General features: G+C 45.1%; 22 protein-coding genes and 1 pseudogene. 5 read left to right on the top strand and 18 right to left on the bottom strand.

Features of this window, described 5'->3' with window-relative positions; translation table 11 throughout:
• Positions 1 to 25 precede the first annotated feature (25 nt).
• Positions 26 to 355, bottom strand: a complete 330-nt coding sequence (locus KQI_RS0113690) for an ArsR/SmtB family transcription factor (RefSeq protein WP_010347345.1) — start codon at positions 353 to 355, stop codon at positions 26 to 28.
• 547 nt (positions 356 to 902) lie between these two features.
• On the opposite strand from KQI_RS0113690, the gene KQI_RS0113685 reads away from it, so the two are divergent.
• Together KQI_RS0113685 and KQI_RS0113680 are read left to right on the top strand one after the other, a co-directional pair.
• Positions 903 to 2360 (top strand): RtcB family protein, encoded by a 1458-nt coding sequence (locus KQI_RS0113685; protein ID WP_029390152.1) that lies wholly within the window; start codon positions 903 to 905, stop codon positions 2358 to 2360.
• Position 2361: 1 nt separating this feature from the next.
• Positions 2362 to 3642 (top strand): AAA family ATPase, encoded by a 1281-nt coding sequence (locus tag KQI_RS0113680; protein ID WP_010347343.1) that lies wholly within the window; start codon positions 2362 to 2364, stop codon positions 3640 to 3642.
• Between the two features lie 92 nt (positions 3643 to 3734).
• Here KQI_RS0113680 and KQI_RS0113675 read toward each other — a convergent pair whose 3' ends face one another.
• From KQI_RS0113675 to KQI_RS0113665, 3 genes are all read right to left on the bottom strand, one after another.
• Positions 3735 to 4487, bottom strand: a complete 753-nt coding sequence (locus KQI_RS0113675; RefSeq protein ID WP_010347342.1) for an amino acid ABC transporter ATP-binding protein — start codon at positions 4485 to 4487, stop codon at positions 3735 to 3737.
• A gap of 14 nt (positions 4488 to 4501) precedes the next feature.
• Positions 4502 to 5170, bottom strand: a complete 669-nt coding sequence (locus tag KQI_RS0113670) for an amino acid ABC transporter permease (protein ID WP_010347341.1) — start codon at positions 5168 to 5170, stop codon at positions 4502 to 4504.
• A gap of 73 nt (positions 5171 to 5243) precedes the next feature.
• Positions 5244 to 6095 (bottom strand): amino acid ABC transporter substrate-binding protein, encoded by an 852-nt coding sequence (locus KQI_RS0113665; protein WP_010347340.1) that lies wholly within the window; start codon positions 6093 to 6095, stop codon positions 5244 to 5246.
• A 304-nt stretch (positions 6096 to 6399) separates the two neighbouring features.
• Here KQI_RS0113665 and KQI_RS0113660 point away from each other — a divergent pair, with 304 nt between their 5' ends.
• Positions 6400 to 7701, top strand: coding sequence for an MFS transporter (locus tag KQI_RS0113660; RefSeq protein ID WP_010347339.1), 1302 nt, complete (start codon positions 6400 to 6402; stop codon positions 7699 to 7701).
• A gap of 129 nt (positions 7702 to 7830) precedes the next feature.
• On the opposite strand, the gene KQI_RS0113655 is transcribed toward KQI_RS0113660, so the two are convergent.
• Complete coding sequence (locus tag KQI_RS0113655) at positions 7831 to 8088, bottom strand: GlsB/YeaQ/YmgE family stress response membrane protein (protein WP_007431543.1); 258 nt, start codon at positions 8086 to 8088, stop codon at positions 7831 to 7833.
• A 295-nt stretch (positions 8089 to 8383) separates the two neighbouring features.
• On the opposite strand from KQI_RS0113655, the gene KQI_RS26875 reads away from it, so the two are divergent.
• The gene (locus tag KQI_RS26875) at positions 8384 to 8647 is read left to right on the top strand and encodes a YkgJ family cysteine cluster protein (RefSeq protein ID WP_010347338.1); all 264 of its coding nucleotides are present in this window, start codon (positions 8384 to 8386) and stop codon (positions 8645 to 8647) included.
• 139 nt (positions 8648 to 8786) lie between these two features.
• Here the strand turns inward: KQI_RS26875 and KQI_RS0113645 are convergent, their stop codons facing one another.
• The gene (locus KQI_RS0113645; protein WP_010347337.1) at positions 8787 to 9110 is read right to left on the bottom strand and encodes a DUF3817 domain-containing protein; all 324 of its coding nucleotides are present in this window, start codon (positions 9108 to 9110) and stop codon (positions 8787 to 8789) included.
• A gap of 148 nt (positions 9111 to 9258) precedes the next feature.
• Between KQI_RS0113645 and KQI_RS0113640 the strand changes: the two genes are divergently transcribed.
• A complete protein-coding gene (locus KQI_RS0113640) occupies positions 9259 to 10263 on the top strand; it encodes an LLM class flavin-dependent oxidoreductase (protein WP_010347336.1) in 1005 nt (334 codons plus the stop codon).
• Positions 10264 to 10605: 342 nt separating this feature from the next.
• Here KQI_RS0113640 and KQI_RS0113635 read toward each other — a convergent pair whose 3' ends face one another.
• The 12 genes and pseudogenes from KQI_RS0113635 to KQI_RS27435 all read right to left on the bottom strand — a co-directional run bounded on the left by KQI_RS0113635 (position 10606) and on the right by KQI_RS27435 (position 24055).
• Positions 10606 to 12162: a cellulase family glycosylhydrolase gene (locus tag KQI_RS0113635; protein ID WP_010347335.1), complete on the bottom strand. Its 1557-nt coding sequence runs from the start codon at positions 12160 to 12162 to the stop codon at positions 10606 to 10608.
• A 416-nt stretch (positions 12163 to 12578) separates the two neighbouring features.
• Positions 12579 to 12830 (bottom strand): hypothetical protein, encoded by a 252-nt coding sequence (locus KQI_RS0113630; RefSeq protein ID WP_010347334.1) that lies wholly within the window; start codon positions 12828 to 12830, stop codon positions 12579 to 12581.
• Between the two features lie 189 nt (positions 12831 to 13019).
• On the bottom strand, positions 13020 to 13601 hold the full coding sequence (gene clpP, locus KQI_RS0113625; protein ID WP_007431550.1) for an ATP-dependent Clp endopeptidase proteolytic subunit ClpP: 582 nt from the start codon (positions 13599 to 13601) through the stop codon (positions 13020 to 13022).
• 20 nt (positions 13602 to 13621) lie between these two features.
• Positions 13622 to 14395, bottom strand: coding sequence for an RNA polymerase sigma factor (locus tag KQI_RS0113620; RefSeq protein WP_010347333.1), 774 nt, complete (start codon positions 14393 to 14395; stop codon positions 13622 to 13624).
• 209 nt (positions 14396 to 14604) lie between these two features.
• Positions 14605 to 15270 carry a hypothetical protein gene (locus KQI_RS0113615; protein ID WP_010347332.1) on the bottom strand — a complete coding sequence of 222 codons (666 nt, stop codon included), beginning with the start codon at positions 15268 to 15270 and terminating at the stop codon, positions 14605 to 14607.
• A 58-nt stretch (positions 15271 to 15328) separates the two neighbouring features.
• Positions 15329 to 16261: a DUF2167 domain-containing protein gene (locus KQI_RS0113610; RefSeq protein ID WP_010347331.1), complete on the bottom strand. Its 933-nt coding sequence runs from the start codon at positions 16259 to 16261 to the stop codon at positions 15329 to 15331.
• A 1010-nt stretch (positions 16262 to 17271) separates the two neighbouring features.
• Positions 17272 to 17667, bottom strand: coding sequence for a hypothetical protein (locus tag KQI_RS0113605; RefSeq protein WP_010347330.1), 396 nt, complete (start codon positions 17665 to 17667; stop codon positions 17272 to 17274).
• Positions 17668 to 17726: 59 nt separating this feature from the next.
• Positions 17727 to 18093: pseudogene (locus KQI_RS29810) on the bottom strand (IS30 family transposase); the annotation flags it as partial.
• 90 nt (positions 18094 to 18183) lie between these two features.
• Positions 18184 to 19332: a DUF6531 domain-containing protein gene (locus tag KQI_RS0113600; protein WP_010347328.1), complete on the bottom strand. Its 1149-nt coding sequence runs from the start codon at positions 19330 to 19332 to the stop codon at positions 18184 to 18186.
• Positions 19304 to 19594: a hypothetical protein gene (locus tag KQI_RS0113595; protein ID WP_010347327.1), complete on the bottom strand. Its 291-nt coding sequence runs from the start codon at positions 19592 to 19594 to the stop codon at positions 19304 to 19306. Before KQI_RS0113595 ends, KQI_RS0113600 begins: the two co-directional genes overlap by 29 nt.
• Positions 19595 to 20178: 584 nt before the next feature.
• Positions 20179 to 20682, bottom strand: a complete 504-nt coding sequence (locus KQI_RS0113590; protein WP_010347325.1) for a hypothetical protein — start codon at positions 20680 to 20682, stop codon at positions 20179 to 20181.
• Positions 20669 to 24055: a hypothetical protein gene (locus tag KQI_RS27435; RefSeq protein ID WP_010347324.1), complete on the bottom strand. Its 3387-nt coding sequence runs from the start codon at positions 24053 to 24055 to the stop codon at positions 20669 to 20671. Before KQI_RS27435 ends, KQI_RS0113590 begins: the two co-directional genes overlap by 14 nt.
• Positions 24056 to 24085: the final 30 nt, after the last annotated feature.

The raw sequence follows: 24085 nt of genomic DNA, 5'->3' as shown, positions 1-24085 counted from the left end.
GTAACCCTTCTTTTCTGTAGTAGCATTACTTCTCGTTGCGTATACCTTCCAGCAACGAGATCGCCTGGACCAAATGATTGTCAAAAATCCGCCGTGCCACCGCAAGCAACTCCGTCAAAAGCGGGTCACGTAATGAGTACACGACCGTTGTGCCTTCCTTGAAGCTGTTCACCAAATTTTTGGCCCGTAAAACGGCCAATTGCTGCGATACGGCAGAACCTTCGGAACCGAGAGCAGTCTGCAACTCGTTCACATTCCGCTCTCCTTCACTCAGCACCTCCAAAATGCGGATGCGCAGAGGGTGAGCCAATGCTTTGAAAAAGTCGGCCTTAAACTTCTGGAGATCTCCTTCCATGCTTGCTCCATCCCCTCATATAAGTTGTCCTATAAACGACCAACAATATCTGAATATTTGAATATTCAGTACAATAACAGCTTTGGGCCAATTGAACTATGATGTTACTCACACTTCACTATGAATATAGTCACATCTTTCTATGTTTCTACCTTATCAGGGTTGACAGCTTCCACAGGTTTCCATTAATATAACAATTAACTTTAAGAAAAGGGGGCCGACAGACATGACTGTGCTTTACATGATAACGACAGATAGACAGCATGACACAACCACATATTTGAATTTTCGTCTCATCGGCCCCGTTCGGGCGACATGATGGGTGATATCACGCTGTCTGACGGCGTGATTAACCGGGCTTTATTATTTTTTGTGCAATTGGAAGAACAGGTTATTTTACGTATTTATGATGTACGGATCATAAAATGTAATGACACTTTCGGTGCAGGAAGCCGTAGACGACAAGTCTGCGGCTTTTTTTGTTTTTTCAGATCAATATGATGCAATTATTTATGAATCTACATGAAGAAGGGAATTACCCAATTATATGAGTACATCACATACAACCGACTCGTCCTTTCATGAAGGACCATACAGTCATCTAATGAAGCTTCCGGCAGGTGATCTGACCGTATATGCTTCTGCACAGCTTCTCTCCTCGTTCGATTACAAAGTGTTCGAAATGGCTAATAACAATCTACAAATCCCCGGAATCCGCTATATGGGATACACACCGGACGTACATGTAGGCGTCGGAACCTGCATCGGTACGACTGCTGTATGGGGCATGGAGGACGGCTATGTATCTCCCTCCATCGTCGGCAGCGATATTGGCTGCGGCATGCGTGTACACCTGACCAATCTGCACAAGGATGCCCTAAAGGAAACCAGGCTGCGCCGTAAGCTGGTCAAGGCCATCGACAAATACTTGCCGATGGAAGCCCATCAGCGCGGGCATTATTCGGATATTCGGCTGGAGCATATTGTACGCAAAGGGCTGCATGGCTTGCCCAATAAATATATTCCGGACAGCTACACACCTAAAAAATCAACCTCGCTCACTCATGTGGAGCATAGCAAGTTCTCATTTGACGAAGAGGTACTGAATCTCGTCGAAGATCGCACATGGCATCGAGCTCACCGACAGCTTGGCACACTGGGCGGCGGCAATCATTTCGTCGAAATTCAGGCGATTGAAATTGCGGAAGAAAACCGCAAAATAGCCGAAGCCTGGGGCATGTTTGACGGTCAGGTGGCCGTGATGATCCACTCCGGATCACGGGCTTGGGGCGGAGCGGTCAGCCAGACCAGTTCGTCTGCCATCGCCAAGGCGATGGGTCGTCTCGGACTCGGCACCTCCGACCCGAGACTGGTATTTGCGCCGCTGGATCATCCCGAAGCTGTACATTATGTTGATATGATGTATTCTGCGCTGAACTATGCCGTGGTGAATCGGCATCTGATCGCCTATTCCGTACGTGAAGCCTTCCACGATGTTTTTGGTACAAAGTGCGAGTTGCGTACCTTGTACGATCTGATGCACAATTATGCTTGGAAGGAATCTCATCCGGAGCACGGCAGCGTGTTCGTACATCGTAAAGGTGCTACACGCGCGCTCCCGGCAGGTCACCCCGACAATCCGCGACCCTATCAGGCGACAGGGCACCCGGCCCTGATTCCAGGCTCTATGGGTACGGCCTCTTATATTATGGTCGGTTTGCCGGGCGGCCAGGATAACTTCCACTCCATTTGCCATGGAGCGGGCCGTATTCGTTCACGCTCTGCAACCAAACGGCTCGTCAGTGCGGATGATTTTGCCGGAGCACTCGGTGTAGGGACGGACGACGAGATTGTAGTTAATCAGGCATCACTGGAGAGCATTCTCGACGAATCTCCCCAAGCCTACAAAAATGTAGATGATATTATCGAAAGTGTCACCGGGGCAGGACTCGCAGCCGTTGTAGCCAAATGCAAGCCGCTGGCTGCCCTGAAAGGAGCCAAATAATTTGAGTATAAACATCCCGGCTATTTACCAATTTGATGAACATACAGATGGGCGTATTACCGGCTATGCCGCATATGCCCGTTTGATCGACGGCATCAGCGAAGCACTCTATCATCGCTATGGTATAAAATATGAGCTGTACGCCAGTGATGATCCCAATATTGAGTATTGGGACCTGCTGGAGGAGGACATTCGTTCAGGCAGCCCGGAGCTGGAGCATGTGGCGCGAGTGTTTGATCGTTTGGAGGAACGCACCATTCAATATGACGATGACGGGCCAACTCCAGAATACGGCGTGCATCTGTCGATGCGTAATAATGTTTTTGCCTATCCCAAGTGGGGCATCGCGCTGGCGCGGGTTCCCTTCTTCCGTGAGAATGGCGTATATAATGAAGATTACGTATTTGCCATAGGCGATCAGGAGCTGCAAAGCTTCCTCGCGGGAGTACGTGGTCGTGAACGTAAGCAAAATATGAAGCGGGTCACCGTTTTTACCGATACAAGCCGTGGACTTTCCCGGCAGGCAGAACCGATTACGCGAGCAATTACACGGGAAGATGTTATATTGAAGGCCGAAATCAAGCGGGATATTTTCCGCTCACTTGATCAATTTTTCGAAGCAGATCGTACCTTTTATCAGACGTATAACATTCCTTACAAACGCGGTATATTGCTGTACGGCCATCCAGGCAACGGCAAAACGACGCTTGTAAAATCAATTGCAAGCAGTGTACCAGGGCCAGCCGCTTACTGGCAGATTACCGAGTACACGACCAGTGAGTCGGTCAGAGAGGTGTTCGAGGCGGCTACCCGCCTGGCTCCGATGGTGCTGGTCATTGAGGACATTGATTCCATGCCGCAAGAGGTTCGCTCCTTTTTCCTGAATACCCTTGACGGGGCTACCTCCAAGGAAGGCATCTTCCTGATCGGAACGACCAATTATCCTGAGAAAATTGATCCGGGTCTGATGAATCGGGCAGGTCGTTTCGACCGGGCCTATGAAATCAGTTTGCCTGACGAAGCACTGCGATTAGCCTATCTCAAGCTGCGTAACTTCCTTGTTTTTGCAGGTGAAGCAGGTACGCAAAAGGCAGCGGTGTTGACTGATGGCTTTTCGTTGGCTCAGCTCGGAGAGCTGTATGTCAGCGCTGCGCTGGAATGGCATGAGCATGGAAAAGCAGATATCGAGCTGATTATTAAAGACATGCGGGGCGAGCTGGATAAGAGCCGCAAGCAGGATTGGTTAAAAAGTGCAGCCGAAGGGCGAGTTGGATTTTTCTGAATATGCAAAGAACCTCTGATGCCCATATTGGCGCAGTCAGAGGTTCTTTTCTCTTCTTCAGGATATATAAGCTGAACTTATATGGCTCCCCTTTATTCCGTTTCCCCGCTCAGACGATTCAAGAACTGAATAGCCCGTGGACTGGTGGGCTGCTCCAGAACATCATGCGGCGTGCCCTGCTCAACAATCACACCCTGATCCATTAAAATAACATGGTCCGCAACCTCGGCTGCAAATTTCATTTCATGCGTGACTATGACCATAGTCATCCCTTCAGCAGCCAGCTGCTTCATGACCTTGAGCACCTCGCCTACCAATTCGGGATCAAGAGCAGAGGTCGGCTCATCGAACAATAGCACTTCCGGTTCGACCGCCATTGCCCGGGCAATACCGACCCGTTGCTGTTGTCCTCCCGACAACTGATGCGGATAGGATTCTGCTTTTTCTGCAAGTCCCACCTTTTGAAGCAGCTCCAATGCACGTTTGCGCGCCTTGTCCTTGTTCTTTTTCTGAACGGTGACTTGACCCTCCATTACATTTTGCACGGCTGTCATATGCGGGAACAGGTTGTAGGATTGAAACACCATACCTGTCCGTTTGCGCAATGCCAAAATGCTTTCTTGCCGGAGCTTCGTTCCTGTGGCAAAATTCAGTGCAATATCTCCGAGCTGGATCTCTCCCTGATCAGGAACCTCCAGTAAATTCAAACAGCGCAGAAGTGTTGTTTTTCCAGAGCCGGACGGGCCGATGATCACGAGCACCTTCCCCTTATCCAGTGTCACGTTAACACCCTTCAGCACTTCCAGCGAGCCGAACGATTTGTGTATATTCCGAATTTGGATCACCGGTACAATCTCCTTTATCTAACGGAAAAACGGCTCAGGCGCTTTTCCAAATAATTTTGCAGCACAGTCAAAATGGTGCTAAACAGCAGGTAAATAACCCCCGCCTCGGTATACACCAATAACGGTTCATACGTAGTGGCTACAATCTGGTTAGCTGTTCTGAACATTTCCACATAGGTAATGGTCGCAGCCAGAGAAGTATCTTTCACTAAGCTGATGAATGAATTAGCGAGCGGAGGTACAGACACACGGGATGCTTGCGGAAGCACGATACGCCGCAGCACTTGCCAGCGCGTCATCCCCAGAGAATATCCTGCCTCCCATTGGCCTTCCTGAATGGAAATAATAGCAGCACGCATAATTTCAGAGCTATAGGCCCCCACGCTGAGCGTAAAGCCGATCACTGAAGCAATAAACGGGTCCAGTGTAATACCGACAGAAGGTAAACCGTAGAAAATAATATACAATTGCACTAGCAAAGGAGTTCCCCGAATCACCCATACATAGAAGCCGAAGATCAGCTTGAGTATTCTCCATTTGGACAGCCGGGCCAACGCTGTAATCAGCGCCAGCACGAGTCCCAAAGCAAAGGAGATAAGGGTGAGCGGAATTGTAAAAGAAACCCCTGCTTTTAGCAGAGGCAATAATGAATCCATAATGATTTGTATTTGGCGTTCATCCATTATACAGACATCCTTTAAAAAGATAGGTTTGTGAAAATCCGGTTCGACTCATCGAATCTTCGATCATTCATTGTTATTTGGATACATCGGCTCCAAAATATTTCTCGGAAATTTTCAGGTACGTACCGTCAGCCTTCATGTCAGCCAGCGCTTTGTTTACTGCCTTGATCAAATCTTCGCTGCCTTTATTGAAGACAGCTGCGCTATATGAAGCATCTGAAGACTCATCCACCTTTTTGATAGGAGCGTCAGGCTTTTGCTTTTTCAAATCGAGATAGGATAATCCGTCATTGACGGTCGCATCCACTCGTTTGGATGTCAGAAGGTCAATGGCTTGGTTGAATCCTTCCGTTGCTACAATTTCCGCGCCGTTGCTTTTCGCGATTTGAGTCAGGTTGCTGGTCAGGGATTGCCCGGCCTTTTTACCTTTTAGATCAGCAAACTTCTTGATGTCCGTATTATCTTCACTCACGATCAGAACTGCTTTGGAGGCAATGTACGGATCGGAGAATTCGTATTTTTGCTTGCGCTCATCGTTAATGGACACTTCATTGAACACCGTGTCAAACCGCTTGGAGTTCAATCCCGCGAACATACCGTCCCATTGTGTCTCGATAAACTCCGGTTGGACACCCAGACGTTTACTTACTTCTGTCGCAATATCGACGTCGAAGCCTGTCAGTGTGCCAGCAGCATCATGGTAGGTAAACGGAGCATAGGTTCCTTCTGTGCCGATTCTCAGCTTGCCGCTCGCTTTTACAGATTCAAGCGTAGCCGTAGCGGTTGTATCTGCTTTTCCATTGTTAGTTCCGGTGTCTCCGGTCGCAGCATTATTCGTATTAGCGCCTTTATCATTGTTACCGCAGGCTGAAATCAGCAAAGCCATCACGATAAGTACAATCGGTAAAAAGTTAAATTTTTTCATGTTAACCACACTCTTTTCCTTGTTCTTGATAACCTAGCACGGTGGCTGGCTCATTGAATAGTACATCATTCATTTTGACACGTCAATGCTTTTATCCAATAATCCCTATGCAAAAGGTATGCTATATCATATTTGTACTCCAAATCTCATTCTAGGGTGACTCATTCAGAAGCAAGCTATTCATTTTCACAGCTATCATAGCAACTTTCTCTGTACCTTTACGCTTGTGGTTTCGTATAATAGGTTTCAATATGGAGTTTAGTAATATTTACCTCAACTCTGTTTGAAAGGAATACATACTAATATGGATACCCAAAATTCAACCTTATCCTCTAGTTCACCTGAAGAAAGCCACTCAGCCTGGGCTACCTTCACTTCACCTGTAAAGCAATCCAAAGCATTCACCCTGCTGTGGCTTGGACATTGGATTGCTATGCTGGGAAGCTCAGTCACGACCGTTATTTTGCCACTGGTCATCTATTCCCTGACAGGTTCCACTACAATCATGGGATTGGCAATGACTGTCTATATGCTGCCTAACGTACTTATTCTGCCCTTCGCCGGGATGATCGTCGACAGAATTGATCGAATCCGTCTCCTTCTGTTTACGAATATCGCCCGATTCGGATTAATGTCTGTTGCAGCAGTGCTGATGTTTACCGGCGGAATGAAAATGCCGTTTCTGTTCATTGGCCTTGCGTTATACGGATTGATGGACGGCATCTTTAACCCGGCTTATTCTGCCTTGCGGGCACAGGTGTTCACACCGGACATTCGCAATGCGGCTAACGCGCTCAGTCAGATCAGTATACAAGCCGTCCGTCTGCTTGGCCCTCCGTTGGGAGGCTTCATTGTATCCTTTTCCTCGCCAGGCGTCGGCTTTGGACTGGATTCTGTCACTTATCTAATCTCTTTTGCCTGCTTTTGGATGCTGAGCGCTCATTTGGCCTCAATCATCGGTAAGCCAAAGGCAGATCCAGAGCAGCAGGATCAAGGTGGACAGCATTTTCTCAAGGACTTTATAGCAGGCTTTACCATTCTCAAAAGCCATCCCTGGCTGTGGATTACGATTCTGGCCTTTTCCTTCATTAATATTTGTTATTCAGGCATTATTGCTGTACTCGTTCCGTGGCTGTTCAAGGTTCATCATAGCTATAGTCCCGTTGTGTACGGTGTCGCCATGGCAAGCAGCGGCGTTGGCGCTATGGTGGGGGCCTTTGTGTATGGGTCACGTAGGCATTGGAAGCATCGCGGTCTGCTCGCTTACCTAGGTGCTTTGGTCAGCGGCCTTGCTTTGCTCCTGTTGTCTGTCGTCACCTGGATGCCCGGATTGATTATGAGCATGATGCTCGAAGGCTTCGGCATTATGATATTTGCAATTATCTGGGAGACCAGCCTTCAGGAATTGGTGCCCGCCGAATCCTTTGGCCGTGTAGCCAGTCTGGATCTAATGTTTTCCTTTGCCCTACTGCCTGTAGGCTATCTGGCAGTAGGGGCCGTGGCGGACAAGCTTGGTGGTATCTTCACGATCGGCATGTTTGCAGCCATCGGCATGTGTATCGTACTAGGCGTTTTATGTGTTTCCCACATCAGACGCTTTCAATAAGAAACGGACGCTCTTTTTTGCAAAATAAAGAAGCTGCTCCCACAGGCTCATTTGTGAGCCTTGCGGAAGCAGCTTCTTTCATTTTATCTTTGTGCCTCATGGAGGACAGTCTATTCATGATTCCTAAAATTAGCCTCTGCTTCGTCCAACGGAACGGAAGATCAAGCTTACGATAACAACCAGCACGATCGCACCAATTAATGCAGGAACGATGTAGAACGATCCGATTACAGGACCCCAGTTCCCCAGAACCAAGCTTCCCAACCATCCACCAATAAAACCGGCGATGATATTGCCAATGACACCACCCGGGACATCCCGACCTGCGATGATTCCTGCCAACCAACCAATAATACCACCAACAATCAATGCCCATAACCAACTCATTTTACGTCACCTCGTTTAAGTTTTTATCGTCGTGTTCTATTATTAACCACTCGAACTCTTTTTGATCACAGAGAGGACAATTGGCTAATATTACCTTTGGGTAGCACGCTGATTTAGGGGCTTGATAACATCTTATGTACCTCCTCGACGATTTATGCCCCTTGTGTGAAAAGCATGTCTAAAATACAGTTATCCTTGTATTCCTGCTTTTTTTGTGCCATCCTCACATTATGGCTTCATTGAAGTCACTTCATGCATGGGTAACAAAAATAACACATGATAAGGAGTGACCCCAATGGAGTGCCGAGTCGGATGTGCCGCGTGCTGCATTGCCATTACGATTTCATCCCCGATTCCCGGCATGCCGGATGGAAAACCAGCTGGTGTACCCTGCCCTCAGCTCACTTCGGATTACCGTTGTCAATTGTTTGGCAAGCCCGAGCGTCCAGCCGTATGCAGCGGATTTCATGCTGAGGAGGATACGTGTGGAAGCACCAACGAAAAGGCATTTGAGCTGCTTAGAAAGCTGGAGGCGTCCACTGTACCGGATAGAGCTTAATATAAAAAAGAGCACTACGCCTCAAAATGAGACCAGTCCAGCCAGTCCCAATTGCGTAATGCTCTTTTTAGTTCAACGAGGGCAGCCCCCGCACTTACAGGCAAGGTCCGCCACTGCTCACCAGATACATCTTCAAATGTTACGATGCAGCTCGCTGTTTGGCTGCTGAATCCCCTGTCCATTTTCGCACCCACACAAAATCCATAATCATCAGACCAAACGGAATAAAAGATGCAAACATAATAAATAGAGGCCACCGGATGGGCCAATGCAACGCTGTTTTGCCATAGATCAAAGCGACGAGAAGGAGCAGAAAGCTTACCCGATATATATTACCAATCACCATAACCGCCTGGGTCAGGCCCGCAGCTTGCAGCGGCTGGTGGGTGAAAAGTATCGCCAAATACGCTATAGCTTGAATCCAGAGCATGAGCCGGACACGCCCCAAAGGTGTTCTTAACACAATTCGTTCCCCTCTCCAAAAGCAAGGATGTTTTCTCATCCTGCACAATCTTCATTATAACGAAAAGGGTCTCAAACTCCAACCTTCCCATTCTAAGTTTTGACCTAATGAGTTGTGTCTGATACAGTTGTGTAAGAGGTGATTGCATATGCTTAAACTGGGTATACTGGACCAGTCTCATATTCCTGAAGGCGGTACTGCTTATGATGCATTATCCAATACAACAGATTTAGCGCGTGAAGCTGATCAATTGGGATACAGCCGTTATTGGGTATCCGAGCATCATGCGTCCAAAACACTAGCGCACTCCAGTCCCGAGGTCCTGATTGCGCATTTGGCTGCTCATACATCACGTATTCGTGTTGGTTCAGGCGGTATTATGCTGCCTCACTACAGCGCGTATAAGGTCGCCGAAAATTTCCGGCTGCTGGAGGCGCTCCATCCAGGGCGCATCGACCTGGGAATAGGACGTGCTCCTGGTGGTTTGCCGCTGGCTACTCGTGCGCTGCAGGAGGGCAAGTATCAATCTGTCGAACAATATCCGCAGCAGATTCTCGATTTAATCGACTACTTCCATGATTCTGCGCCTGACAATCATCGTTTTGCCGGGCTTCATGCCTCCCCGATGGTTCCGACCGTTCCCAAGATGTGGCTGCTTGGCTCCAGCGGGGAGAGTGCCAGATTGGCCGCGATGATGGGTGCTTCCTATGCCTTTGCCCAATTTTTCGGCACTCCGGGTGGTGTGGAAGCTACCGTACGTTATCACGAGCAATTTCAGCCGTCCATCCTGGGGGATAAGCCCCGCTCCATGGCGGCGGTTACTGTAGCCTGTGCGGAAACGGAAGAGGAAGCCGAGCAGTTGGCGTCGAGTGCCAGCTTATACTTCCTTTTGCTCATGCAAGGCAAAGAAATGAACTCTCTCCCGTCAGTGAAAACGGCAATGTCCTATCCATACACCGAGCTTGACCGCGAGCGGCTGCGTCAGTCCGCAGCATGGCGTGTTGTAGGGACACCTGAGCAATGTAAGGAACAGCTGCTAAGACTGGCTGAGCAGTATCGTACCGATGAGCTGCTGGTCGTCTCCTCCATTCATGACTTTGATAAACGTGTTCAGTCCTATCGTCTGCTGGCCAAAGCTTTTAATTTGGCATAAACATAATTGAACGGACGCAGAGCTTCCGAAACATTAACAAGCCCCCGCCTGCCTGTAATGGCAACAGCGGGGGCTTGTCGTTGAGGAACGGTCCAATGGGACCAAATCCTCTGTACTATAGAAGCAGTTGATGAAGTACCTAAGGAGTACTTGAAGCACCACGAAAGTCGAATAGGATATGGTACTTTGGTAGTATATATGCCGGAGCTAAAGTGTCAGGTACTCCCTCCTAAAGTTCCATTACCCATATACCAAAGGCGCATATGCTATACTCCAAATCGCCAAATCATCGCAGCCTGAAGTCCCATATTCTTTAATTCCAAAGTAACTTATAGATGGCTTCTAAGGTTGTATGCCCCATACCAGCTTATCCTGCTGGTATACAGTGGCATGGTCCCAGTCTGCAAATGCAGTTTGGCCCGCACCATACGAATAATCGTTGGTCTTATCAAAATTGCTCCAGTTGACAGCATGAATTCGGGATTTTATTTCTCCGCTTTCCTCACCGGGCTGAATACTTCCTGCTGCATCCGTGAAAGAAATTTCCACATATTTATCAGCCTTGGCCTTCGGATTAGGTAATGTTACAAAAGACGCCTTTACCTTTTCATTGCCAATCTTGGCCCAGTCTACAAAAAATTGCTGCGCTTGTTTGCTTTCATCTGTGTAGTAGTAGCGAATTTTCAGATCACTCAGCTTCACAGCGGTTGTACCTGTATTTTTGATATTAAATTCAGACCGAATGGCATTATCCCTTGTGTTCGTATCGCTAGTACGATATTGCAGCACAATCCCCTGATCACTGCCCGGTGTGTTTCCTCCGTTATCGCCACCATTGTTGCTGTCTCCACCGTTATTGCTGGAGCCTTCCAAAATCGCCTGTTTTACGAATTTTCCGGAAGCTGACAATTGTGAGTCAGGCCATCCGCCCTTACGGTCAGCATCAGGCAGTAGCGCAGCAGATGACTCCTCTTTGTCGGCTAGCGACCAGTTTGCCCAACTGATTCCACGGCTGGCCAGAAAATCGGTCCATACCTTGGATTCGTTCAGGAACGGACCACCGTCACCCGAAGCATCGCTTGTTCCCCATTCGGTAACAAATACACCCACGCCTTTATTCAGCGCATAATCGATCCGATCCCGTAAATATTGTCCATGTGTTCCCGCATAGAAATGTACGGTATACATGGTGTTCTTGTCTGGCAGTGGATTGTCTGCTGCATCATGTACATCCTGACTCCATGTGCCTGTTCCTGCAATAATAACATTGTCCGGGTCCTTGGCACGAATGACCTGGGATACCTCCGATGCATAAGGCCGGATTTGGCTGTTCCACTTCACATTATTACCATTCGGCTCATTGGCAACCTCATAAATTACGTTGGGCAAATGGCCATATTGAGTGGCAAATTCATCAAAGAAAGCCTTAGCCTCTTCTTTATGAATGTTCGGATCGCCATCCGAAAGAATATGCCAGTCAATAATGACGTACAAGCCCAGTTTCTCTGCTGCCTCAATCGCTTCTTTCACTTTATTTTTTAATGAAGAATCTGAAATATAACCGTCTTCTTCAGTGTACAACGCAACCCGGAACAAGGAAATGCCCCAATCGTCCCGCAACCATTTCATCGAATCTTCGTTTATTAGATCCCCAAACCATTGCACTCCATGAGAGCTAATCCCTTTGAGCTGTACAGGCTTTCCACTTTTATCTACCAATTTCCCGTTTTTCACTGAAAGTTGTCCATAACGCTCCACAGGAGTCGTTCCGGCAGCCTCTGCCGTTTGTGTGTCCCAGTTGAATCCGTTTGTTAACGTTAACATCAATACCGCAGTCAACATCACTGCAACTTTCTTTGCGATCCTTGGCAGGACCCATTGCCTTTGCTTTTTCATCATTTACACATTCCTTCCTCTTTTAATAAAGTGTTATCAGTACGTTGTTCTCTGCCTTTCTACCCCTCCCTTCATGCAACAAGAGGATCAGGTCCAAATTCGATGTCACTTACCTGTATATGGATGATACTACTATTATAGTTAGTTCTATAGTACATTTCGACTTTATGGTAGAAAATGAACTAAAAGTCACGGTTATGGGATAATTATGAATCACTCACTATCATAGAGGGACAAAAGACTTATTTAGTCAGCTCGAAATTTGACGAGTTTTAGCTAACATACAAGAAGATACTTCCAACCTTTTGAGCGTTAGGAATCGAATTATGCAAAATGCTGCTAAAAAAAGACTGCCTCCCGAGGCCTTAGGCTCGGTATAGCAGTCTTGTATATCATCGTGTATGTGATTGATTCCCTTATTACCTCTGAGCGGCTGCCTGAGGTCCTTGGGTCGTCTGATCCTTCTTCTTATCGCCGCCATCCGTCGCTTGATCTGTCAGTACAGTCTCAGATGAGTTGCCCATTACCTTGTCCATGAGTTGCAGCCAAGGTTCTTCACTGCCTCCACAGCTCTCAATATCACCGAGCAGGGACTCTAACGTGGTTCCTTCTTCCGGCAAATCAATAACTAAACTGTCTTCGTCAACTTGGATGGTGCAGCAGGTTTTCATTGTAAATCCCTCGCTTAATTCTTATTTGAGCATGCCATATGCAAGCTCAGATGGGATCATTCCCATGAATTCCGGGATAAGCCCCTTGAATCCGTCTGAAATTATAATCCTATTGCACATCAATTGCAATGAACAAAGTTTGAACTTTTTCAGAATTAGCGAGGGATCATATGAAATTTTCAAAAACAGTTAGATACGTGTAACAATCCGATCAACCAAGCCGTATGCTACCGCTTCTTCAGCCGTAAGGAAGTGATCTCTTTCGGTGTCTTTTTCCACCCGTTCCAGCGGTTGCCCGGTGTGATCTGCCAAGATGCGGTTGAGCTGTTGTCGGCTTTTGATCAGACGCTCGGCATAAATCAATACATCAGAAGCTTGCCCCTTCGCTCCACCCAGCGGTTGATGGATCATTATCTCACTATTGGGCAATGCCATTCGCTTGCCTTTTGTGCCTCCAGTCAATAAAATCGTACCAAAGCTCGCTGCCATCCCTGTGCATATGGTAGATATATCATTTTTCACAAATTGCATCGTATCGTAAATGGCAAACCCTGCCGAAATGGACCCGCCCGGGCTATTTATATACATCTGAATATCCTTTTCGGAATCCTCGGCAGTGAGGTGCAGCAGCTGAGCTACAATGACATTGGCCATATGATCCTCAATCTCACCTGATACCATAATAATGCGATCCTTTAATAACCGGGAGTAAATATCATAGCTTCGCTCTCCTCGGCTCGTTTGCTCAATTACATAAGGAATGGTGCTCATTGGCATAAACTCCCTTCTTGTTAAGCGACCATCATAGCCTTGATGTCATGAGACGTATGGGAATTTATTAGAGTACCGGAAGGATAAAAGCGCTGGTACAGCACAGAGCCGGCAATCGCTATCGGTTCAGCAGCATCGTTCAAGCTAAGCGTAATCCAGCGCTGCACGTCTCCAGTGCGAAAGGCAGCCAAATAAGCTTTAAGCCATTCTCTTTCTCCTTCAAGCTCAGGTATGGATACAGATTCCAGCTTATGACCCTCCCTGTGCCTCTGAGCGAGCAGAGCGCGTGCTCGACTCAATGCCGACTTTACCGCACCTTCCGTCGTATCCAGCAGCTCTGCCGTCTCCGGCGCCGTGTAGCCCCATACATCCCTAAGCACCAGGATGGTTCGCTGCCATGGTGATACATGTGTGCTTAAATATTGAAGCGCCAGCTCCAGATCTGGTGTGTACTCTTCATTACAATACCGGGAAGGCTCTTCATGCCGATGGGCAAACTCTTTTTCGTCAGGGGCAGATAGGCGCTTCTGGGCGTTTTGCCTGCGAATATGATCAATCCATCTATTCCGCGCGGAACGGATCAAATAAGCCTCTTCATTTTCCACCCCATGCAGGCTCTTCTCGGATTGCAGCCTATGCAGGATGGTCGTTTGTACTAAATCCTCGGCATCCCATACCGATCCTGTCAACGAAAGACAGTAGCGATAGAGCACAGGCAGCACTTTTTGCAACAATTCATTTTCCTTAGGCGGGGACGATTGATTTGGCGTCCGTTCGGATATCACAAAGGCCATGTTTGGGGCCCCCCTTTGCTTCGTCCATTGTGTTCAGGTGTTTCGTTAAGGTAGACGGAATCGCATCCCCAAAGGATACGGCTGGTACAATATATTTATTGTAGCAAGTAAAACAACCTAAAAACAGATGATTCACGGGGGCTATTGCCACCATGATCATCTGTTCAGGTAAATTTATTCTGCTAAGCTGTGTATAGACTGTGTACTTCTCAGGCAGCCTGAGATTGAGATTTGCGCTTAATAACCAGTCTAGTGCTTGGTTTGACGGCTCTTTTTACGACCATCATTAAGGAGATTAATGCAATTCCCCCCATAAAGATAGCCACCGGAATATATCCGGTATGTGAAATTAGCTCTACAACCGGGTACAGGACGGCGGGCACCCTGAGCGAATATTCTTCAGCCGTCTCCATATAATACGCCAGCCAGGAGAGAAAGCCCCCGATGAGCAACGTGTACAGGAAAAAAACAAACGACGGTTTCATAGATGCCCAAGCGGTATTCGTATATTCCTCATAAGAGTAATCCTGCTTCATATAGCTGTACATGTGCTGGACAAACTTATCCTTTTCGTCACTGGCAAATTCCATTTTCACCTTTTCAGATTTGGAGCTCCCTCCTTTTGTATAGGTGAGAAGCAACGTATCATCAAATTTAGTCAAATTCGTTTGTACACTCTCTATTGCATTTAAGGGAATACAGTTCTCATGTTGCTCCATTTCCTCTGCGGCCACTGTCCCTTCCGAGAGCTGTGCAGCGATTGCTTCTGCCTGAGCCTGAGTCAGATTGGTTAGAATGGCATAGGAATGAAGAACAGCAAAACCTTTATCCTCCAATTTATAAATTTGTGTCTCCATAGCACTGTTAACCGACATACATTTTCCCCTCTTTATCTGTTTATTTATTAATTTAATTGATCATGTCAGCTTGGGGTTACGGTAATGTCTCTGAATGCTCGCGGTCGTTCGTTTCATCCTGCACCGCTTCTGATTTTTTCCTGCGGAATAATTTGGCAAAAAACTTGCCTATCACACCAAAAACACCTGCACAAGCTGCACCAATAATTACGATAACCTTAACTCCTGCGCCCTTAAAAAAAGCAATTAGTAAGGCCAACAATCCTGCTTTTTTGGCTACCGCCAAACCTGCTCCTCCCAAAATCAGTCCGGTCAGGCCATATTCGGAAATTTTGTCCGTTGAAGCATTAAAATCTTCGTATCGCTCGCCTGATTTGACTGTCAGCTTGGGCAATATTTTCTCACTCAAAAATTTCTTGTCCGCATCCAAATGCGCAGGATCGGATACTAATATTGCAGAAATATAACCTTGACGGGTAAGCAAACGAACATTATAGTTGATCAGTTTCTCCTTGTTTCCATCCTCCGCCAGCATGGACCAGGTTAGATTATGAGTTCCTTCATTATAGAAGGGCTCTACATCCCAGCCCGTTACATAGAGGCGATCACTTTCCGCTTTTTCCTTGTTGCTTTCTTCTGTACCTTTTTTATAGCTTTCCAGAATGGCATCCGCGTCGATGTCTTCTTTTTCATCATCCTTGATGTACCCAAGCTCATGGTATTCAAAAATCACTTCCCAATTTTGATTTTCATCTTTAGGAAATATACTTCCAATTTCGTTGCCAGAGGGCTTGTCGTGATTCAATTTGCTCGCTTTTGCTGTGTTAGCCGCATCCAGAAAAAGAAGCGAAGTATCCAAATCAACCTCAGCCACATTTCCCAAGTCTACCTTTCTGCCGCCTTCTATCCATGTTAATTGTTCATTGGATGAAGCCCATGCGCTACCTCCACTAAATAACACCAGACTAAGCCCTACCAGCACTGCAAAAATCGTTTGGGTCCATTTCATTTTGTTTCTACCTCTGTTATCTAGTCTCTTGTTCAAAACTCATTACCCCTTTTATAAATTCCAAAATCTCCCGTACTCCCAAACCATATTAGCTACTGCTTTATATTTTGTCAATTTACAGTAGTAAAGGGAGTTTCTAAGACCTAATACTCATTTTTATACATATGTATGCAAATTCTCTAATCTAATCGAACTGATTTTACAATATATGGTTTACCGATAAAGAAAAGCTCATGCAGAACAAGCACAATTGCGCAATGGCTGCTACTTGCCCTTTAAAGTTTCCCTCTTATGGATTCCTAAAAAGGGCATATTCCTTGATACGATAACCTCGTTGACTTCTGGATTAATCTCGAATACATTCATCTATCATAAAAAATGTCGAATTTCAGCAGATTAGGGAATACATAATCCACCAAACGAGCGACTATAGTCCCAGCGACTTTTTTCCTGTTTTTTAGACATATGTCATCTTTTTTATTTAAAAGAATGTATAGGCTTACATAGGGGAAATTTATATTAAAATAAGTTAAATATTAAAAAAAGACCCATACGAGTTCCCTGCTTGTTTTTGGGGCCAAGGAGCTATTCACCAACATCTGATAATGTCACCATACAACTTAGGTCTTAGTTCTTTTATTCTTTTTTAAATGCCTCTACTGGAATGTATTTCATTAATACAAATGGAGTTGCTTCGATCTAATAAGTGACTCTAACAATGAGAGTTTTAGTATTGAAGATACTTTGTATTTTTTTAAATAAATCTGTTTTAAATCATCTCCCACCCGCCAAGCACCTTTCTACCAGTATGACACAATTAACATTCCTCTCCGTCGTTGGAGAGTGTAGATTAACTTTAACGTGGACGAACAGCAAGTCATTGTTTTCATCCAGAAGATTGGGAGTACTCTGGTTATTTTCTGCTGATTTACGAAATACAAAAAGCTTATTCCTCTCGTTGGATCAAGTTGGAATAAGCTTTTGAAAGCGGTGAAGTCCGGTCGATCCGTTTATTCTATAAATATCAAATTTTTCAGATGATATTCAAGTGCAACTGCTTCCCAATGTAACTTTGGAGCTATTTTATTCTCTAAAAGGAACTTTAATCCTCTTGTGGATTGAATTTTTCCGAGCGCCACCAGCGCGTGAACTGAAATACTATTTAATTCATACTGCTGGAGAACCAATAAATTTTCTTCGATACCACGAAGTAAGTCCTCAGAAAATTGGGATATCCAATATGAAGCCGTCATTGAAGCATCAGTTGAGTAATCACCCAAAGCAAATTCTACCAATAAATCCAGTAATAACTTGTCATCAAACCTCTCTTCGAAATATGTTTTAGCCTTCTGTATACCATGTGTTGAATCGATCAATAATTCTCTTACAACATTTTTTTCATACATAATTGTTCCTCCCTACCTCATATCCCAATAATTTTATCACCGAACTGTTATATTGTATTCCTTCTCAGCCCGTTCCCATTCTCATTCGAACCCCATTGCCCCGGAAAGAATACGGATCCGCAAAATAGACCTCCAGGTTGTAAATAGACTCCAAAGACGCTAACAAACTCCTTACCACGGCCCACGGTAGGCGTTTGAAACATCCCCTGAGAGAATTGGGATGCACCGACTCCGAAGGCGACTTCCATGGAAAGAGCAGTTCAGTCAGGCATCTTTATAGCGGTGTACAGTCGCGTTTTCCGTTTAACCAGATTCTAGACAGACTTTGCTTTTTCCGCGGCTGGATACCACCATATCGAGTTCCCAGTGACCCCACGTCTCACGGGAACGAATCTCTTTCGGACGTTGCTGAATCGACTTACCTATCTGGTCTGGATGACGGACCTGGCTTCAAACGTGTCCCGGATCCGTGGTATAACATCACCGATAACATTTGAAAGTGATCAAACCAAATAACTACAGCTTGCCGGCTTCATAAGTGAATTTGATTTCTTTTCCGCCTGGCGTGGTCAACTTGTACAGTCCATCATGGTTATAATGAAGTACGGTCTGGTTCCCGGAACGATCGGTTATGCGTAACAGACGACCTTCGAAATCGTACACGTATGCATTACGTTGCAGATCCTGCAATACATACTCCCGCATTCCAATGTTCTCCGTGAGAGCATATTCCTGCTTGCCTCCCCTCTCGTTAACCCATTGGTCACCCTGAAGAATAAAGCTTTCATAGTGTCCGTCTGTACATATGACCAGAATATGATCCTTCACCCGTTGGAGCGAGCTTTCATAGGTAAAAGTAAATCCTTTGCCCGTTGCCCCTGCAACCCGATGAATGGAGTTATATGTACGGACCATCTCAATCGACGGGCCAATATCATAAACCACCAAATCTGTCGCCGTAAAATAAAATCTGCCTTTAACAACATCTACCGGATCTGAACGTGTAACGAGATTGGCGAGGCTGGATATCAGGGACTTTTTTAAATTGTCGATCGTTAGCGATTCCTTCACATTCCCATGCTTTCGATAGTCATCGGCCATGGACCCTACCATATCTCCTACCACGGAAGAAACATAGGTGCTTGCCTTGGTATTGCCCAAAAAGGAAAAAGCGCCCCCTACCGCACTTCGGGTCAGATTAGACGTTACATCTGTTTGTCCAGTACTCATCACATCCTGAACCGTTCCGGCGGTAAAGCCCGCAGCCACGCTCCGTGAGTATATGTTGATTGCACTGGCACCACATTTTAATCCACTAAAAAATTTCCCGGCTATTCCACCGCTGACGAACCCGTTGGTAAAGCTACTCATGTAATGGCTTAGTAAAGTTTCACCAGGCCGAAGATTTCGATCAAAACCCAATGTTATCCCTAAATTAAGTCCACCGCCAATAGCGGGCATAATAAGACTTGCAGCTCCGCCTGTCAACACAAAAGTTCCGCCCGCTGCAACCATAACGGATCCGTATTTTACAGCATTATAGAGTTCCTTATTCCCGCCAAGCCACGTATCCCGTGCAAAATTATAAGACTGGGACAGATCACCTTGTCTGGCTTTAGCGATGTCGCTAGTTCCTTCACTGTACTCGCTGGCTGCAACAGTCATTGCCGTGGCTCCAGCTATGACTGCCGTTGTGGCCGTTATCTGTCCAACTTAGTGTAGCCGATCCAAAGATAATCTTGTAGGAGATATGCAAGAAGTGTTTACCCGTATTGATTCTGATGCGGTATTGAAATCTTCTTTCACCCACTGTCATCTTGACTCCGTAGAAGTGACAGAGTCGTTTATGAAACTCATTGAAGAAGTCCCAATAGACGTCTGTAAAGCCAATGACAATGCGGTCAATAGATACCGCAACCCCTTTCATGTGCCGCCCCTCCCGATTTTTTCATGAATTTCTGGCTTAATTAGAGGACAGGTGGCTAGACTTTAAACCGTTACCCTGTCTGTTATACGTTAACTGGTCGTCACCAGATCAGCCTTACACAATAAAAATCGTTACTTTTGTCGAATTCGTTGCGGACATAACTCAGATTCATCCTGACAATATAGTGGTCGCACTATCCTGCAATTTGGGTGCAATGTCTCTAGCACTATATCCATCGGGGCGGTGTATTCTACAGTTGCGAAAGATTTTGATAAATCGTGGAGAAAACGAAGATAACAAAAAACAGGTTAATCATGGTGGTATCTAACCATAATCAACCTGTTCAATGAAATGCTATTACGTTATTTAGGGTATAAAATTTAAGCATTGATGTGCGTACAATCGAAATGATGAAATCTTTATACGGGTATTACATGAGTTAAGTCTGTTTGGGCTTAGCCGCCCGACTCAATCGGCACTGGGTGGGGGTTACTTTCATCAGCCGCCGTTCAGCACTTAATAGATTCAATTTCAAAGATTACACTTTATTTCCTTGGCAGACTCGACTCGGTTTGACAATTATTTTATATAATGATGATCCTGTAATCCCTATCTGTAATAATAAACTTGCCATTTAAATCAATGGATAAACCCTCATATTTTTCGTTAAGCATTTCTTTAAGTGTTAACATATCTAACCCTTCCTGAACATATAAAATTAGATCTTTAATATTTCGATTCATAGGGTCTAGGTACATCTCGACTCTTATAATATCATTTAAATTTCTTTCAATATTGGTTATATTGTATACTACTTTCTCGACATCCCCCTCCACCTTTGTATCGTTACCAAACATTTCACCAAGTGATGAGTAGTTCGGTTGTCCCCTTCTAAATATTTCAACCAATCCTATAACTAACTCCTGAAAAGAACTTTCTGAAAATTTTACTTTTAACAATTCCCACGAGTTATCAACCATCCAGCTCATATCATTGGGATCATTATCACTATCGTCCAATACCCCAATAACTACAGGTTTTCTATAAAGAAATTTCGCATTAATGCTTTCGTCATTATTTATAAACATTAAACTCCCCTCCAATTTTTCCCGCCATATTACTATATAGTATATCCCATACTGCCTCTGTGTTACCTTCTTTATATAATGCTTGAGCCATAGGGTCACTAGAAAGTTCTCTTTGTGTTTGTTTGAAAATTTTCTCAACATCAAGCGGATTGATATCCCATCCACCAGTTCCTCGCTTAAGACTAAACGTTACCCCATTTGGAGTCACAGCCCTTATTTCTGCCATATCGAAATGTACTGCTGTTTCTAAATCTGCAATACTAAACCTACTGCTATTAGGATGATTATGTGTAAATGTAGCATCCTTTGCTATATTTTTATACGAAGAAAGATCAATTTTTGCTTGTTCGCCATTAGAAACTAATCTACTTATCACATTACCATCTTTATTAAAAAACAGACCATGCTCAAACGGCTCATTTCTAATACTGTCTTCCAAATATTTAATTGTAGAGGGTGACTCATCTACTTTCCCTATACTTGATAGTAAATTTTGACCACCCGACCCCTCACTTACTACACCTATCTTAGAATCTACACCACCACCTTTACTCGTCCCCTTAGTTTCGAGCGGCATCTCCTTTAGTTTGCTCACTTTGGGAGGTGTAAGTTTAATACTTGCACTGGATGGCTTGGCAGTTATATTGATCTTCCCTTTGGGGATAGATCCCGTATGGTTAATATTGGAAGATGAAACCTTATATTTACCTGCTCCACTTGTGTTCAGACGTGGTTTAACTTTGGCTGGTTTGGTGGTAACTTTAATTTTCCCTTCGGGGACAGTTTTCGCCGAATTGATCTTGGGAGAAGCTTGAACTTTCATTCTTTGTTTGAGCAACGATAGCATTTGAGCAGGCTTGCCGTTACTTGTCAGCTGTCTTGCCGATGTGTACACTTTTCCCATGTTCGATTTCACTAAAGGACCTAGTCCCGCAATAGCTCCACCTAGCACCCCTCCAAGTGTCGCCCCCGTCACTAAGGCTTCTGCTAATTCGTCACTCTTTGAGCGATCATGAGTCAGAGAAAGGCCAACAGATTGTAATCCACCAGATATGCTCCCTGTAAGAATCCCGTTAGAAATCTTTTGGGATACCTCTGGGTTCATTACTTTCCCTAGACCGTTTGCTAATTTGTTTTCAACAGCCTGTCCTGCTTTAGTGGCCAAAGTGCTTTCTGCAATTTTAACTGTGCCTGAATAAAACCCTTGCCCTTTGATACCAGGCCCAACCGGAGTTAAAAAATTCCCTGCAATGTTCCCTGCAAAATCACCTATTTTATCTACCGTTTCATTTCCCGTTGATGCTACCTCATAGTCTACGGGACTGCCAATAGCAGCAGCAGATGAAGTACTGAAACGCTCAATCGTTTTACCCGCAGTAGTTTCTAGTAGAAAATAATTAATCCCATCAGCCCAAGGAACTAGAATATTCTTCTTCATCCATTTCAATGTAGGATTTGAAGGGTAAGTGGCTGTTAACTCCCTTTGTCTTTTCTCATACTCTGAAATTTTCTCTTGTGGTTTAGGTAGTGCATTCACTCTCTTTACCCATTCGTTTAATGCTTTCTTATCCCCCGCTGCCCCACGAGCTAGTAAAGAATTAGTCAATAGATAATGGGCATTCAATGGATTAGGGGGAGCAACAGTTTTAGGTACGCTTGCCAGTAGCGATAAACCTGCTTTCGTATAATTCTTTTTATATACGTTTACGCCCGTATTTAACACTGTTGCCACAGATCCAACCATGGGAATCATACCTGCTACACTTAGACACGTTTGGACCATGCTAAGTATTCCGTCCAAAATCCCCGACTTCGGGTTCATCTTGGCTACGGTTTTCCCAGGAGCAGGCTTGCTCTGAGATGCATTCACTTCATTATAGGCTTGCACCGTCATGAGTGGAGGTTCTGGTACGGGAGCTAGATCGGCAACATATACAGGACGCTTTATAATTCCATCCAGCTTTACTTGGGATGAGCGAAGATCAGTCTCTCCATCAAGTATCAAACTGCTCCTCGCTGCCTGCATATATATAGACTCCCCAGCCTGCATACTCAGTTTAGTACCTGCATCCAACGTTAACGTCCTTCCAGCGTAGATGGACAGTTCACCTTCACTTTGAACTTGCACTCCATTTTGATCTAGTTGGATATACACCTTATTCATCTTCGCCGTCACCAAAACTTCAGATGGACTTAGCTTCAGTTCCTTACCTCGGTTGGTCCCCCAATACTTAACGTCAGGAACAGTCAATTTGGGAGTGGATGACTTATTACGCCGTATAGAACTCTTCACAAATCCTTCCGACTCTCGTTCATTTGGGAATTGCAATTGTACTGTATCACCTAGCTCAGGCATAACGTACCATCCAGTATGCCCCTCTGCTGAGAATCCTGTGTCGTAAGGAAACCATGATGCCTCACTCTTATTTTGTTGTTCATCAATGCTCAGATGTACACGCACTTGGTCTCCCATAACCTCGATAACTTTACCTTCCAAAGACGCACCACAAATCTGGGCATTATAACAGAGGTTTTGTCGTATTCCCTCGCTCTGGACTAATGTGTATTCATGCAACAGTAATCCACTACGTATTGTGGACACAATCCGTGTTACAACAAGCTCTTTGCCTCGAAAACGCAGACAATCTCCCGGCCGGAAATACTGTCCACTTTCTACAGTATAACAGGTCTTATGGGATGAAGCTGATGCCTCAATCATGTCCCCTTCTCCTCTTATTGCAGCAAAGCTCCGTTTTGTGCTATACGTCACCTCATCTAATTCACCTACATTTCCTTCAGGCATACCGAACCAAAACTTAGGTGTTTCAGCAGCAATTTCTGGTACCAAAACACCTCCGAACCGTGAAGCCATCCGTTTTAAAAAAGCCCAATCCGTTTCTCTATATTGTAAAGTAAACTCTCTTAATTTGGTATTTTGAGATACAGTATCAATAATATCCGATCCTTCATACTTGGAAAGAATATGTCTTTGTAACTTTTCATAGGTTAGATTGCGATCTTGAAAAGATCGGGTAATAGGCTTTATATCCAACTGAATCGTATGTGATACCGCTTCTATCTCAATATAATAAATATCACGAACAGTATTCAAATTCACATGCGTAATTTCCCCATGAAATAATGTCCTCAGACGCTTACCATGCTCATCTTTTTGAATCACCTCTACAGACTCGGAGGCACCCTCCATTTGAATCAAACGAGCCTGCTCTCCTTCTGGAAAAATCCCCCGAATTTGTAGGAAAGCGTGATCATTTAAATTCCGTTCAATATGCAGTTGTTCTATATGTTGTATAGGATAAATGCCGACAAATTCTAAACTCTGATAACTCGATATTTTCTCAACTTGGCTCACTGAGTATATTCCCCCTCTCTTACAACATCA

The organism is Paenibacillus peoriae KCTC 3763, assembly GCF_000236805.1.
GTDB classification, from domain to species: Bacteria; Bacillota; Bacilli; order Paenibacillales; family Paenibacillaceae; genus Paenibacillus; species Paenibacillus peoriae.
The sequence above is the reverse complement of the archived record's forward strand: the minus strand, read 5'-3'. Positions and strand labels throughout refer to the sequence as shown.